This is a genomic window from Agrobacterium sp. DSM 25558 (assembly GCF_900100825.1).
Lineage (GTDB): Bacteria > Pseudomonadota > Alphaproteobacteria > Rhizobiales > Rhizobiaceae > Agrobacterium.
The window spans coordinates 101,809-114,729 of sequence record NZ_FMUD01000009.1 but is presented as its reverse complement, the minus strand read 5'-3'; the positions used below and the strand labels follow the sequence as shown (position 1 = coordinate 114,729).

The 12,921-nt window shown below is 57.3% G+C and carries 13 protein-coding genes; 12 read left to right on the top strand and 1 reads right to left on the bottom strand.

Annotated features, from left to right (window positions below; genetic code table 11):
- Nucleotides 1-14 precede the first annotated feature (14 nt).
- Nucleotides 15-1,265: a sarcosine oxidase subunit beta family protein gene (locus DSM25558_RS10330; protein WP_077104407.1), complete on the bottom strand. Its 1,251-nt coding sequence runs from the start codon at nucleotides 1,263-1,265 to the stop codon at nucleotides 15-17.
- Between the two features lie 96 nt (nucleotides 1,266-1,361).
- Between DSM25558_RS10330 and DSM25558_RS10325 the strand changes: the two genes are divergently transcribed.
- The 12 genes from DSM25558_RS10325 to DSM25558_RS10270 all read left to right on the top strand — a co-directional run bounded on the left by DSM25558_RS10325 (nucleotide 1,362) and on the right by DSM25558_RS10270 (nucleotide 12,918).
- Nucleotides 1,362-2,336, top strand: a complete 975-nt coding sequence (locus DSM25558_RS10325) for a GlxA family transcriptional regulator (RefSeq protein WP_077104405.1) — start codon at nucleotides 1,362-1,364, stop codon at nucleotides 2,334-2,336.
- A gap of 36 nt (nucleotides 2,337-2,372) precedes the next feature.
- Entirely contained in the window at nucleotides 2,373-3,032 is a 660-nt protein-coding gene (locus tag DSM25558_RS10320) for a helix-turn-helix domain-containing protein (RefSeq protein WP_077104403.1), read from the top strand.
- 90 nt (nucleotides 3,033-3,122) lie between these two features.
- On the top strand, nucleotides 3,123-4,028 hold the full coding sequence (locus tag DSM25558_RS10315) for a class II glutamine amidotransferase (protein WP_077104528.1): 906 nt from the start codon (nucleotides 3,123-3,125) through the stop codon (nucleotides 4,026-4,028).
- A gap of 29 nt (nucleotides 4,029-4,057) precedes the next feature.
- Entirely contained in the window at nucleotides 4,058-4,744 is a 687-nt protein-coding gene (locus tag DSM25558_RS10310) for a GltB/FmdC/FwdC-like GXGXG domain-containing protein (protein WP_077104401.1), read from the top strand.
- Between the two features lie 15 nt (nucleotides 4,745-4,759).
- A complete protein-coding gene (locus DSM25558_RS10305; protein ID WP_077104399.1) occupies nucleotides 4,760-6,088 on the top strand; it encodes an FMN-binding glutamate synthase family protein in 1,329 nt (442 codons plus the stop codon).
- A gap of 84 nt (nucleotides 6,089-6,172) precedes the next feature.
- Nucleotides 6,173-7,480 (top strand): type III glutamate--ammonia ligase, encoded by a 1,308-nt coding sequence (gene glnT, locus DSM25558_RS10300; RefSeq protein ID WP_077104526.1) that lies wholly within the window; start codon nucleotides 6,173-6,175, stop codon nucleotides 7,478-7,480.
- 80 nt (nucleotides 7,481-7,560) lie between these two features.
- Nucleotides 7,561-8,445, top strand: coding sequence for a formyltetrahydrofolate deformylase (purU, locus tag DSM25558_RS10295; protein ID WP_077104397.1), 885 nt, complete (start codon nucleotides 7,561-7,563; stop codon nucleotides 8,443-8,445).
- 140 nt (nucleotides 8,446-8,585) lie between these two features.
- Nucleotides 8,586-9,287, top strand: coding sequence for a GntR family transcriptional regulator (locus DSM25558_RS10290; RefSeq protein ID WP_077104395.1), 702 nt, complete (start codon nucleotides 8,586-8,588; stop codon nucleotides 9,285-9,287).
- Nucleotides 9,288-9,495: 208 nt separating this feature from the next.
- Nucleotides 9,496-10,098 (top strand): amino acid synthesis family protein, encoded by a 603-nt coding sequence (locus DSM25558_RS10285; RefSeq protein ID WP_077104393.1) that lies wholly within the window; start codon nucleotides 9,496-9,498, stop codon nucleotides 10,096-10,098.
- 14 nt (nucleotides 10,099-10,112) lie between these two features.
- Complete coding sequence (locus DSM25558_RS10280; protein WP_077104391.1) at nucleotides 10,113-10,949, top strand: alpha/beta fold hydrolase; 837 nt, start codon at nucleotides 10,113-10,115, stop codon at nucleotides 10,947-10,949.
- On the top strand, nucleotides 10,949-11,875 hold the full coding sequence (locus tag DSM25558_RS10275) for a flavin reductase family protein (protein ID WP_077104389.1): 927 nt from the start codon (nucleotides 10,949-10,951) through the stop codon (nucleotides 11,873-11,875). The genes DSM25558_RS10280 and DSM25558_RS10275 overlap by 1 nt, the downstream gene beginning before the upstream one ends.
- A gap of 2 nt (nucleotides 11,876-11,877) precedes the next feature.
- Nucleotides 11,878-12,918, top strand: coding sequence for an LLM class flavin-dependent oxidoreductase (locus DSM25558_RS10270; protein ID WP_077104387.1), 1,041 nt, complete (start codon nucleotides 11,878-11,880; stop codon nucleotides 12,916-12,918).
- Nucleotides 12,919-12,921 lie beyond the last annotated feature (3 nt).

Here is a 12,921-nt window from a genome sequence, read left to right as displayed (position 1 = left end):
CTTGTGCTGCACTGTCAGTGAAGATTGGGCTGGGCACCTTGGCCCTTTTCATCCAGCATGTGGCCGCGTGCGAAACGATCCAGCCGGAAGGCCGTTGCAGTTGCCTGCGGCACGTCCCGCGCCAGAAGATGGGCAAAGCAGAAACCGGAGGCCGGTGTCGCCTTGAACCCGCCGTAGCACCAGCCGGCATTCAGGTAGAGATTTTCCAGATGCGTGCGGTCGATGATCGGTGAACCATCCATCGACATATCCATGATGCCTCCCCAGGAGCGCAGAACGCGAACGCGCGAAAGGGACGGGATCATGGCCTTTCCGGCTTCCGCCACATGCTCCACGGTCGCAAGATTGCCGCGCTGGGCATAGGAATTGTAGCCATCGATATCGCCACCGAAGACGAGACCGCCCTTGTCCGACTGCGAGACGTAGAAGTGCCCGGCCCCGAAGGTGACGACGCCATCGATGAACGGCTTTAAACCTTCCGAGACAAAAGCCTGAAGCACATGGCTTTCGATCGGCAGCTTCAGCCCCGCCATTTCAGCCACGCGTGATGAGTTTCCAGCCGCCGCAAGGCCCAGCTTGCCGCAGCCGATGAAGCCTTTTGTGGTCTCGACGCCGGTGACGCGTCCGTTTTCGCGCCTGATACCGGTGACTTCGCAATTCTGAATGATATCGACACCACGCATGTCAGCCCCGCGTGCATAACCCCAGGCAACGGCATCATGGCGCACGGTGCCGCCACGCTTTTGCAGCAGGCCACCCTGTATCGGGAAACGGGCATTGTCATAATCGAGGAAGGGCAGCATCTTGCGCACGGCGGCCTTATCCAGCAGATCGGCATCGACTCCGTGCAGGCGCATAGCATTGCCGCGCCGCGTGTAGGCATCGCGCTGGGCATCCGAATGGAACAGGTTGAGCACGCCGCGCTGGCTTACCATGGCGTTGAAATTGAAATCCTGCTCCAGACCTTCCCACAGCTTCATCGACAATTCGTAGAATGGGTTGTTGCCTTGAAGCAGGTAGTTGGAGCGAATGATGGTGGTGTTGCGCCCCACATTGCCGGAGCCGATATAGCCCTTCTCCAGCACGGCGACATTGGTAACGCCAAACTCCTTGGCAAGATAATAGGCCGTCGCCAACCCATGCCCGCCACCACCGACGATGATCACGTCATAATGCGGTTTCGGCTCTGGCTGCCGCCAGGCAGGTGTCCACGCCTTGTTGCTGCGAAGTCCGTTTAAAAGCAGGGAAAGAGCCGAGTAACGCATTGTATTGCCGCATCTCTACATCAGTTGACGACGAGCTTATGCCACGACGGACGCGGCGGATTGCATAAACGGGACGAATAGATGTAGAAATGAGCCATGTCGTTTTCTGATCCACAAAGCTTGCAACGCATCGGCTTCGTGCTGATGCCGAATTTTGCGCTGATGTCCTATGCATCAGCAACGGAACCGCTTCGTGCAGCCAATCTGATCGCGGGTTTGCCGTTATACGACCTTATGCCGCTTTCAGCCGACGGACAGCCGGTTCGCAGCTCTTCGGGGCTAAGCGTCGAATGTGCGGATATGGTTGCGCAGGGCAGTGAGTGTCACACAATCTTTGTTTGTGCCGGTGGAGGTCACGCGGACTGGGGCGATTATTGCGGGCTTCATGCGAGCTTGCGAAAACTGGCGCGGCAGGGCATGCGCATTGGCGGCATTTCCAGCGGCGCTTATATTTTGGCCGCTGCCGGTCTGCTGGAAAACCGGGATTTCACCATTCATTGGGAGCATGCAGGTGTGTTCAGGGAGGCGTTCCCCCACCTCACGCCGCGCCAGGCGCGTTATGTTATCGATGGCGATAGGGTGACGTGCGGCGGCGGTGTGGCACCTCTGGACATGATGCATGCGATGATTTCGCAGCGCATGGGGTCGCATTTCGCCCGCAGGGTCAGCGACTGGTATCTGCACACCGCAATCGCCGAACCGACGGCTCCGCAGCGCGGCTCGACAGCGCAGCGCTTCGGCACACATCATCCGGCATTGCTCATTATTCTTGAAAAAATGGAAGCGACGATAGAACAGCCCATGGACCGCTTAACGCTTGCGGCGTTGGGTGGCGTCAGTGTCCGACATCTTGATCGGCTTTTCACCGAACAACTCGGCAAGACGTTTCTGGAAACCTATCGCCTTATCCGCCTTCGCCATGCCCAGAACCTGCTGGAACAAAGCGCCCTGTCGATCTCTGAAATTGCCTTCGCTACCGGCTTCTCCAGCGCAAGCCATTTGTCACGTGTTTGCAAAGCCGTGCTCGGCAAATCCCCAGGCGCTTTTCGTTTGAAGTTTCTTAGTGATTAATAGAATATTCCTCTCAGGATAATTTAAGGAACAGATATGGCCGACACCAGTGCTAAAGACGGGACAATAGCGGTCTTGTCACAGGACCCGCACGCTGTCAAAGAGCCACGCGGCAACAATCTGGAAATGGCCATCGGTCACGAGGTGCGGACCTATCGCAAGAAGCTGGGGATCACTGTTACCGATCTCGCGGCTGCCACCGGTGTGTCCGTCGGCATGCTGTCGAAGATCGAAAATGGCAATATATCGCCATCGCTCACAACGCTACAGACCCTTTCACGCGCACTCGGTGTTCCGCTGACAGCGTTTTTTCGAGGCTTCGAGGAGCCACGCAGTGCCACCTTCGTGAAGGCGGGCGAAGGCGTCAATCTTGAGCGTCGCGGCACCCGCGCGGGTCACCAGTATAGCCTTTTGGGCCATATCGACAACAACAGTAGCGGTGTGACCGTCGAGCCCTATCTCATCACGCTGACAACCGACTCTGACGTCTTTCCGACGTTTCAGCACGAGGGCATGGAGTTTCTCTACATGTTGGAGGGAGAGGTTGTCTATCGCCATTCGGAAAGCCTCTACGCCATGCAGCCCGGCGACAGCCTGTTCTTCGATGCGGATGCGCCGCACGGCCCGGAACAGCTGGTGAAGCTGCCTGCGCGCTATCTTTCAATCATCTCTTATCCCCAGAACAAGACGCCATAAATTGCCTTAGAAGAAAATATTATTCTTCATAGTTGATATATGGAATGCCATATGCTAGCAATTTTCCATCGAAGAATGGAGATGCTGGCCATGTGCGGTATTGTTGGATTGTTCCTGAAAGACAAAAGCCTCGAGCCACAGCTTGGGGAATTGCTGTCGGATATGCTGATCACAATGACGGATCGCGGCCCGGACTCGGCTGGCATCGCGATCTATGGAGCACCGGCATCTGGCAGGGCCAAGGTGACGTTGCAATCGGCCCAGCCGGATGTGGATTTCGCGGGACTGGATGCGGATCTCGCGGAGGCAGGCATCAATGCGACGGTTGCAGTCAAGAGCACGCATGCGGTGGTCGAAATTGCCGCTGACAAGCTGTCATCTGTCCGTGCCGTCCTCTCTGACATTCGCCCCAACATCCGCATCATGGGTTCCGGCGATAGCGTCGAGATTTATAAGGAAACCGGCCTGCCGAAAGACGTGGTCGCTCGTTTCGACGTGCGATCCATGGGTGGCACGCATGGCATTGGCCACACTCGCATGGCAACGGAATCTGCCGTGACCACGCTCGGTGCTCATCCGTTTTCGACAGGTGCAGACCAATGCCTCGTACACAATGGCTCACTGTCCAACCACAACAATCTGCGCCGCGAACTGGTGCGGGAAGGCATGACCTTCGAGACACAGAATGACTCGGAAGTCGCCGCCGCCTATCTGACGGCCGAAATGGCGAAGGGCAAGGATCTGGGCGAGGCGCTGACCGGTGCGCTGGATGATCTGGACGGGTTCTTCACTTTCGTCGTCGGCACCAAGTCCGGCTTCGGCGTGGTGCGTGATCCCATTGCCTGCAAGCCTGCGGTCATGGCCGAGACGGACCAATATGTCGCTTTCGGTTCGGAATATCGCGCTCTCGTCAATCTGCCGGGCATCGAGACCGCACGCGTCTGGGAGCCAGAGCCTGCCACCGTCTATTTCTGGGATCACGACAAGGCCGCCTGAGACAAGCCCATATCGAGAAAGTTCAAATCATGCCAGTTTTCGATCTCTCCACCACGCCCTTGCGAGAACTCAACAGCGCGCTGCATGCCCTGTCCAAAGGCGCGAATGACACCGAATTCGAAGTCATCAACCCGCGCGGTAGCCACTCGGTTGCGGTCGGTATCGATGCGCCCGTGACGGTCGAAGTGCGCGGCTCTGTCGGTTATTATTGCGCTGGTATGAATGATGGCGGCACCGTCACCGTTCACGGCTCAGCTGGCCCCGGCGTTGCCGAAAACATGATGTCAGGCACCGTCATAATCGAAGGCGATGCCAGCCAGTATGCCGGTGCCACCGGTCGCGGTGGTCTTCTGGTCATCAAGGGAAATGCGGCGTCGCGTTGTGCCATTTCGATGAAGGGTATCGATATCGTCGTTCACGGTAATATCGGCCACATGTCCGCCTTCATGGGCCAGTCCGGGCACCTCGTGGTGTTGGGCGATGCGGGCGATGCTTTGGGCGACAGCCTTTATGAAGCCAAGCTCTTCGTGCGCGGCACCGTCAAGAGCCTGGGCTCCGACTGCATCGAGAAGCAGATGAAGCCGAAGCATCTCGCGAAGCTGGCTGAACTTTTGGAGAAGGCTGGCGTGACGGACGTGAAGCCGGAAGAGTTCAAGCGCTATGGCTCGGCCCGCACGCTCTACAATTTCAACATTGATAACGCCGACGCGTATTAAGGCGAGGGACATTTCATGAGCTATCACAATCCCCATACCCCGCCGCGCAAATCCGCCACATTCGATGATGCGACGCTGGCCGAAATCCGCCGTGCGGCCGCCACCGGTATCTACGATATCCGTGGTGCCGGCACCAAGCGCAAGGTTCCGCATTTCGATGATCTGCTGTTCCTCGGCGCGTCGATCTCGCGTTACCCGCTGGAAGGTTACCGTGAGAAATGCGACACCTCCGTCGTTCTCGGCACACGTTTTGCCAAGAAACCGATCCATCTGAAAACACCGATCACCATCGCGGGCATGTCCTTCGGTGCACTCTCGGGCAATGCCAAGGAAGCGCTGGGCCGTGGCGCGACGCTGGCGGGCACATCCACCACGACGGGTGATGGCGGAATGACGGATGAGGAGCGCGGCCACAGCCAAACGCTCGTCTACCAGTATCTGCCATCGCGTTACGGCATGAACCCCAAGGATTTGCGCCGCGCCGATGCTATTGAAGTGGTTGTTGGTCAAGGTGCCAAACCGGGCGGCGGCGGTATGTTGCTCGGGCAAAAGATTTCCGACCGCGTGGCGAACATGCGCAATCTGCCCAAGGGCATCGACCAGCGCTCGGCCTGCCGCCACCCGGACTGGACTGGCCCGGACGATCTGGAAATCAAAATCCTCGAACTGCGCGAAATCACCGATTGGGAAAAGCCGATCTACATCAAGGTCGGCGGCGCTCGCCCCTATTACGATACCGCTCTTGCCGTCAAAGCCGGTGCGGATGTGGTCGTGCTCGATGGCATGCAGGGCGGGACGGCGGCCACGCAGGATGTGTTCATCGAAAATGTCGGCATGCCGACTCTCGCCTGCATTCGCCCCGCCGTTCAGGCCCTTCAGGATCTGGGCATGCACCGCAAGGTGCAATTGATTGTCTCGGGCGGCATCCGCTCCGGTGCCGATGTGGCCAAGGCCTTGGCGCTGGGTGCAGATGCTGTTGCTATCGGCACTGCGGCGCTCGTGGCGCTGGGGGATAACGACCCGAAATGGGAGGATGAATACCAGAAGCTCGGCACCACGGCTGGCGCTTATGATGACTGGCACGAAGGCAAAGACCCGGCTGGCATCACGACGCAAGACCCTGAACTTGCCGCGCGTCTGGACCCAGTTGCTGCTGGTCGACGTCTTGCCAACTATCTCAAGGTCATGACGCTGGAAGCGCAGACCATCGCGCGCGCCTGCGGCAAGAACCACCTGCACAATCTGGAGCCGGAAGACCTCTGCGCGCTGACAATGGAAGCCGCCGCGATGGCGCAAATCCCGCTGGCGGGAACCAGCTGGTATCCGGGCAAGGGCGGTTTTTAAACTACCATACGACAATGGCGAGCCGTGTTTGGGAGGATGCGGCTCGTTGACGATGAGTGTCTAAAATCCAAAAAGGGGAACAAAGTGACACTGGATCTCTCGCAATACGCCGCCGAAAACGGCGTGAAATATTTCATGATCAGTTTTACCGACCTCTTCGGCGGACAACGGGCCAAGCTCGTTCCGGCTGAAGCCATTGCCGATATGCAGGAAAACGGTGCCGGTTTTGCGGGCTTTGCCACATGGCTTGATCTGACGCCCGCCCATCCCGATCTCTTTGCCGTGCCAGATCCATCATCCGTCATTCAGCTTCCGTGGAAAAAAGATGTCGCCTGGGTTGCTGCCGATTGCGTAATGGAAGACAAACCGGTCGAACAGGCCCCGCGCGTTCTGTTGAAAAAACTGATCGCAGAGGCTGCCGAAAAAGGGCTGCGGGTTAAAACCGGTGTGGAGCCTGAATTCTTCCTGATTTCGCAGGACGGCTCGAAAATATCAGACGAATTCGATACCGCAGAAAAGCCGTGTTACGACCAACAGGCGGTCATGCGCCGTTATGATGTCATCGCAGAGATTTGCGATTACATGCTGGAGCTTGGCTGGAAGCCCTACCAGAACGACCATGAGGACGCGAACGGCCAGTTTGAGATGAACTGGGAATATGACGACGCGCTTCAAACCGCCGACAAGCATTCCTTCTTCAAATTCATGGTCAAATCAGTCGCTGAAAAACACGGGCTGCGCGCCACCTTCATGCCCAAGCCCTTCAAGGGGCTGACCGGCAACGGTTGCCACGCCCATATTTCGGTGTGGGATACGGAGGGCAAGGTCAATGCATTCGCGGATAAGGCGATGGATTTCGGTCTCTCCGCGCAGGGACGTACGTTCCTCGGCGGCATCATGAAACATGCGTCTGCTCTGGCAGCTGTTACAAATCCCACCGTCAATTCCTACAAGCGCATCAATGCACCGCGCACGATTTCCGGTGCGACATGGGCGCCGAACACGGTGACATGGACCGGCAACAACCGTACCCATATGGTGCGTGTGCCCGGTCCCGGCCGTTTCGAGCTTCGTCTGCCGGATGGCGCGGTCAATCCATATCTCTTGCAGGCGATCATCATTGCCGCTGGCCTGTCTGGCATCCGCACCAATGCAGACCCTGGTCCGCACCACAATATCGACATGTACCGCGAAGGCCACACGATCACGAACGCGCCCAAGCTGCCGTTGAACCTGTTGGATGCGCTGCGTGAATACGAGAAAGACACAGAGTTGCAGCAGGCGTTGGGAACGGAGTTTTCCGCCGCTTATCTCAAACTCAAGCATGGCGAATGGAACAGCTACTGCTCGCAGTTCACCGCCTGGGAGCATGACACGACGCTCGACGTCTAGGCCGTTGATGCCACGCTGTAAAGTTTGGCCCCGCGCTCTTGTGCGGGGCCTTTTATCGCCGTTCCAAGAGAGATCGCCCGATGACGAAATTCATTCTGACAGTCACATGTACATCGACCCGCGGCATTGTTGCGGCATTGTCCGGTTATCTGGCTGAATTGGGTTGCAATATCCTCGACAGTTCGCAATTCGACGATCTGGATACGAACCGATTTTTCATGCGCATCAGTTTTCTCTCCCAGACGGGGGCGACGCTTGAGCAACTCGCGCAAGGCCTGCTGCCGATCTCTGAAAAGTTTGAGATGGAGGCCGAAATCCACGATGCTTCGCAGCGCATGAAGGTGCTGTTGATGGTGTCACGTTTCGGTCACTGCCTCAACGATCTGCTCTATCGCTGGAAGATCGGTGCGTTGCCCATCGATATCGTGGGCGTCGTGTCCAACCATTTCGATTACCAGAAAGTGGTGGTCAATCATGATATCCCTTTCCACCACATTCCTGTGACCAAGGAAAACAAGCCGCAGGCCGAAGCGAAGATCATGGATTTGATTGAGAGCACGGAAACAGAGCTGATCGTGCTGGCGCGCTATATGCAAATCCTGTCGGACCGCATGTGCACGGAAATGTCCGGCAAGATCATCAATATCCACCACTCCTTTCTGCCCAGTTTCAAGGGTGCCAACCCTTACAAACAGGCCTACCAGCGCGGCGTGAAGCTGATCGGCGCAACGGCGCACTATGTCACCGCAGATCTGGATGAAGGCCCGATCATCGAGCAGGATACGGTTCGCGTCACCCACGCCCAGAGCCCGGAGGATTATGTGTCGCTTGGCCGGGATGTGGAGGCGCAGGTGCTGGCGCGTGCCATCCATGCGCATATCCACCGACGCACCTTCATCAATGGAAACCGCACCATCGTTTTTCCACCAAGCCCCGGCTCCTATGCTTCCGAGCGCATGGGATAGGCACCCTGCCGCTTTCACGGTCAGTTGCAAAGATCATGCGCTCGCAGTATGTACCTGGCACGCCATAATACCAGATGTCGCACAATCGAGCCGCACGGTTCGATAACTGCCACACAGTGTATCAGCACAGGGAGCGGATAATGAATACGATTTTGCAGGCCTCGACAATCAAGGTGGAGCGTCCGGCAAAAACGTTGCGCGAACTGGCCCTAGAGAAAGTCCGCGAAGCGATCGTCAGCGGTCATTTCCGTCCGGGTGACCGGCTGGTGGAGCGTGATCTCTGCGCTCAACTCGGCGTCAGCAGAACCATTGTGCGTGAGGTTCTTAGGCATCTCGAATCCGAAGGGCTGGTCGCCAACCTTCCCAACAAAGGCCCGATTGTCGCTCAGCTGGATCTCAATGAGGCCCGTCAGATTTACGAGATCCGTGGGGCTCTGGAAGGCATGGCCGCGCGTCTATGTGCCGAACGCAACGATCCTGCCATCGTCGCGGCCCTTGAAAAATCGCTGCATGGCATTCGCCAATCCTATCACGAGAAGGATATGCAGGGTGTTCTGACGCATACATCTGCCTTCTACCACGCATTGTTCAGCAGCGTGGAGCGCACGGTGGCGTGGGGTATCGTCAATCTCCTGACAGTACGTATCAACCACTTGCGCTCGATGACGATCAAGACGGAAAGACGCAATATCGATGGTCCTGCCCAGATGGAGAAGATCATCGAGGCGATCCGCAAGGGCGATGGGGAGGCAGCCTATCAGGCAGCCATGAAGCATGTGGCCAGTGCATCGGCAATTGCAGAAGCCGTGCTTTCCGCGCAGCCGCAGATTTCTCGCATTTAACGGCGCTCGATCAAACGGCGGCCGCTGTCGTCGACGTCGTGCGAAAAGGACAATGCAGCCATTTCAAGTTGCAGTTAGTTTCGTTAATACACTGGTTTTAAAAGATAAATCCATAAATATCAATCGCCCGCAATGCGGGCGTAAAAAGCCTATTGACACCCCTATATTATGGCATACCATAACCTCATACAAAGTTTGAGGACGGGACATGACGATCCAAATTCGCAAGACGCTGTTGCAGGTCGAAACCACTCTGATCGAAGGTGGAAGGGCGGCCCCGGTTCCTTTGAAGCTCTATTCCGCCTTCGCCGTGGTGAAGAACCCTTGGGCCGGACGTGGCTTTGTCGAAGACCTGAAGCCAAATATTCACGCCCTCGCGCCCGTGCTCGGTGAGTTGCTGACCAAGATGATCATCGATGCAGTTGGGTCTGGCGAAGCCGTGGAAGGTTACGGCAAGGCGGCAGTCGTCGGTCTCGATGGCGAGATCGAACATGCGTCGGCGCTTATTCACACCTTGCGCTTCGGCAATCACTACCGCAACGCCGTTGGTGCCAAATCCTATCTTGCTTTTTGCAACACGCGTGGACCGGCCAATGCGCCGATCATGATCCCTCTGATGGACAAGAACGATGAGGGACGCCGTTCCCATTATCTGACCATTCACACCGCCATTCCAGACGCGCCAGCCGCAGATGAAATCGTCGTGGCCTTGGGTGCATCCGTTGGCGGTCGTCCGCACCATCGCATTGGAGATCGTTATCAGGATCTGAAAGATCTGGGGAACGACGTCGCCAATCCTGCAGGCGTGTGAGATCGGTTATCGCCATGCACACCAGCCAGACGGTTTCGCCAGAGAATAAAACGGAGCCGCTGCGGTTTCAGCGTCTGCACACGGCTGGCGGCGTCTCTTATGTCGAGATGCGGTCTGGCGAGCCATTGGTTTTGATCCATGGCGTCGGCATGCGGCTGGAGGCATGGGCTCCGCAGATCGCCGTTTTTTCGAAAACGCACCGTGTCATTGCCGTCGATATGCCCGGTCATGGTGAAAGCGCAAAATTGCCTGCTGGCAGCACACTCGAAGATTTCGTTGCCTGGTTTGGCCGGTTTCTGGATGAGATGAACATCGACACGGCCAATGTGGCCGGTCATTCCATGGGTGCACTGATTGCCGGTGGAGCTGCCGCCACGTTTGGAAAGCGCATCAAACGGGTCGCCTATCTCAACGGTGTCTACCGCCGTGATGCTGAAGCGAAAGCTGCCGTGATGGCACGGGCGGCGTCGATCGGAACCACCGGTGTTGACCGTGACGGGCCGTTGAAGCGATGGTTTGGCGATGATGCCAATAGCGTTCATGCGCGGGAACTGACCCGCAATTGGCTGGGGCTGGTCGATCCAGAAGGTTACGCCGTCGCCTATTCCGCCTTCGCGGGCGGTGATGAGACCTATGCAGACAATTGGCGCGATGTTCGCTGCCCGGCTTTGTTTCTGACGGGTTCGCACGACCCCAATTCGACGCCTGACATGGCGCAACAGATGGCGGAGGTAACGCCTAATGGCTGGGCGCGGATCGTTGACGGACACCGGCATATGGTCAATCTGACCGCGCCGGATGATGTCAACGCCCTGCTTGCAGAGTGGCTTGAAACAGAGGAGCCGAAGTGATGCCGGATATCATTGATCCACGCGCATTGAGAGATGCTTTCGGTGCCTTTCCAACTGGTGTTACGGTCGTCACCACACGTGATGCGGATGGTAGGCCGATCGGGTTTACGGCAAACTCGTTCACGTCAGTCTCGCTCGATCCTCCGATGCTGCTGGTCTGTCTGGCACGCACGTCCCGCAATTTCGGGGTCATGACCGGCACGAAAACCTTCGCCGTCAACATTCTCTCGGAAACGCAGAAGGATGTTTCCAACACCTTCGCTCGGCCCGTCGAGGATCGTTTTGCAGCCGTATCGTGGAGCGATGGCCCCGACGGTTGCCCTGTTTTCGATGGTGTCGCTGCATGGTTTGAATGCACGATGGAAAACGTGCTGGAAGCGGGCGACCACGTCATTCTTCTTGGGCGGATTGCAGCCTTCACCAACAGCGGTCGCAACGGTTTAGGTTACGCACGCGGCGGCTATTTTACGCCCCAACTGGCGGGCAAAGCGGTTTCGGCGGCAAGTGAGGGTGCGTTGGAAATCAGCGCCGTTCTTGAGCGCGATGGCGACGTTCTGCTGCTGGGCACCGAACCCCTGTCACTGCCAACCTGCCACAGCACGGATGGCGATCCGACGCTTGTGCTGGCCGCCTATCTTGAAAAGCTGACGGGCCTCAGCATCACAGTCGGCTTTCTGTATTCCGTCTTTGAGGACAAAAGCGATGGTCGCCAGCACATTGTCTATCGTGCTTTCGCCTCCGAAGGAGCGCCGAAAGAAGGTCGGTTCTTTTCGTCCTCCGGCCTGTGGGACCGGACATTCAACACGCCCGCCACTGCCGATATCGTCAATCGTTTTGCGATGGAAAGTTCAATCGGCAACTTTGGGGTCTATGTCGGCAATGAAACGGCTGGACGCGTTCACTCCATCAGCATGAAGGGCGTCTGACCGTGAAATTTTCCCTGTTCGTCCATATGGAACGCCTAGACCCGAGCCAGAACCACAAGGCTCTGTATGAAGAGTTCGTGGCGCTGTGCGAAATTGCCGACAAGGGCGGCATGCATGCCATCTGGACTGGCGAGCATCACGGCATGGATTTCACCATTGCCCCCAACCCCTTCGTGACGATCGCCGATCTGGCGCGGCGCACGAAAAACGTTCGGCTGGGAACAGGCACGGTGATTGCGCCCTTCTGGCACCCCATCAAGCTTGCTGGTGAAGCGGCCATGACCGACATCATCTGCGATGGCAGGCTGGATATCGGCATTGCCCGCGGTGCCTACTCCTTTGAATATGAGCGCCTGCTGCCGGGGCTTGACGCTTGGGGCGCTGGCCAGCGCATGCGCGAGTTGATCCCCGCGATCAAAGGCATTTGGGATGGCGACTACGCTCATGATGGCGAGTTCTTCAAGTTCCCGGCAACGACATCCGCCCCCAAGCCGTTGCAGCAGCCATATCCGCCGATCTGGGTTGCGGCACGCGATCCAAATTCCCATGAATTTGCCGTCGCCAATGGCTGCAATGTGCAGGTCACACCACTTTGGCAGAGTGATGAGGAAGTTACCACGCTGATGTCGCGTTTCAACGATGCCTGCGCTGTGCACCCGGATGTCAAGCGGCCAAAAATCATGCTGCTGCGTCACACTTATGTGGGGTCCGACGAGGCAGACATCGCCCAGGCCGCACATGAATTGAGCGTCTATTACAATTACTTCTTCGCCTGGTTCAAAAACGAAAAGCCGGTCACTCAGGGGCTGATCGAGCATATTCCCGATGACGTCATTGCCGCCAACGAGATGATCTCGGCCAAATCGATGCGCCAGAACAATGTCGTCGGCAATGTCGATGATGTCATTGCGCGTTTGAAAACATACGAGGCCATGGGTTACGACGAGTATTCCTTCTGGATCGACACTGGCATGAGCTTCGAGCGCAAGAAAGCGTCGCTCGAACGCTTTATGACCGGGGTCATGCCGGCATTTCAGGAGTAGATC

Coding starts and splice junctions, on each gene's coding strand:
- DSM25558_RS10330 (WP_077104407.1), bottom strand. CDS start 1,265: ATGCGTTACTCGGCTCTTTCCCTGCTTTTAAACGGACTTCGCAGCAAC.
- DSM25558_RS10325 (WP_077104405.1), top strand. CDS start 1,362: ATGTCGTTTTCTGATCCACAAAGCTTGCAACGCATCGGCTTCGTGCTG.
- DSM25558_RS10320 (WP_077104403.1), top strand. CDS start 2,373: ATGGCCGACACCAGTGCTAAAGACGGGACAATAGCGGTCTTGTCACAG.
- DSM25558_RS10315 (WP_077104528.1), top strand. CDS start 3,123: ATGTGCGGTATTGTTGGATTGTTCCTGAAAGACAAAAGCCTCGAGCCA.
- DSM25558_RS10310 (WP_077104401.1), top strand. CDS start 4,058: ATGCCAGTTTTCGATCTCTCCACCACGCCCTTGCGAGAACTCAACAGC.
- DSM25558_RS10305 (WP_077104399.1), top strand. CDS start 4,760: ATGAGCTATCACAATCCCCATACCCCGCCGCGCAAATCCGCCACATTC.
- purU (WP_077104397.1), top strand. CDS start 7,561: ATGACGAAATTCATTCTGACAGTCACATGTACATCGACCCGCGGCATT.
- DSM25558_RS10290 (WP_077104395.1), top strand. CDS start 8,586: ATGAATACGATTTTGCAGGCCTCGACAATCAAGGTGGAGCGTCCGGCA.
- DSM25558_RS10285 (WP_077104393.1), top strand. CDS start 9,496: ATGACGATCCAAATTCGCAAGACGCTGTTGCAGGTCGAAACCACTCTG.
- DSM25558_RS10280 (WP_077104391.1), top strand. CDS start 10,113: ATGCACACCAGCCAGACGGTTTCGCCAGAGAATAAAACGGAGCCGCTG.
- DSM25558_RS10275 (WP_077104389.1), top strand. CDS start 10,949: ATGCCGGATATCATTGATCCACGCGCATTGAGAGATGCTTTCGGTGCC.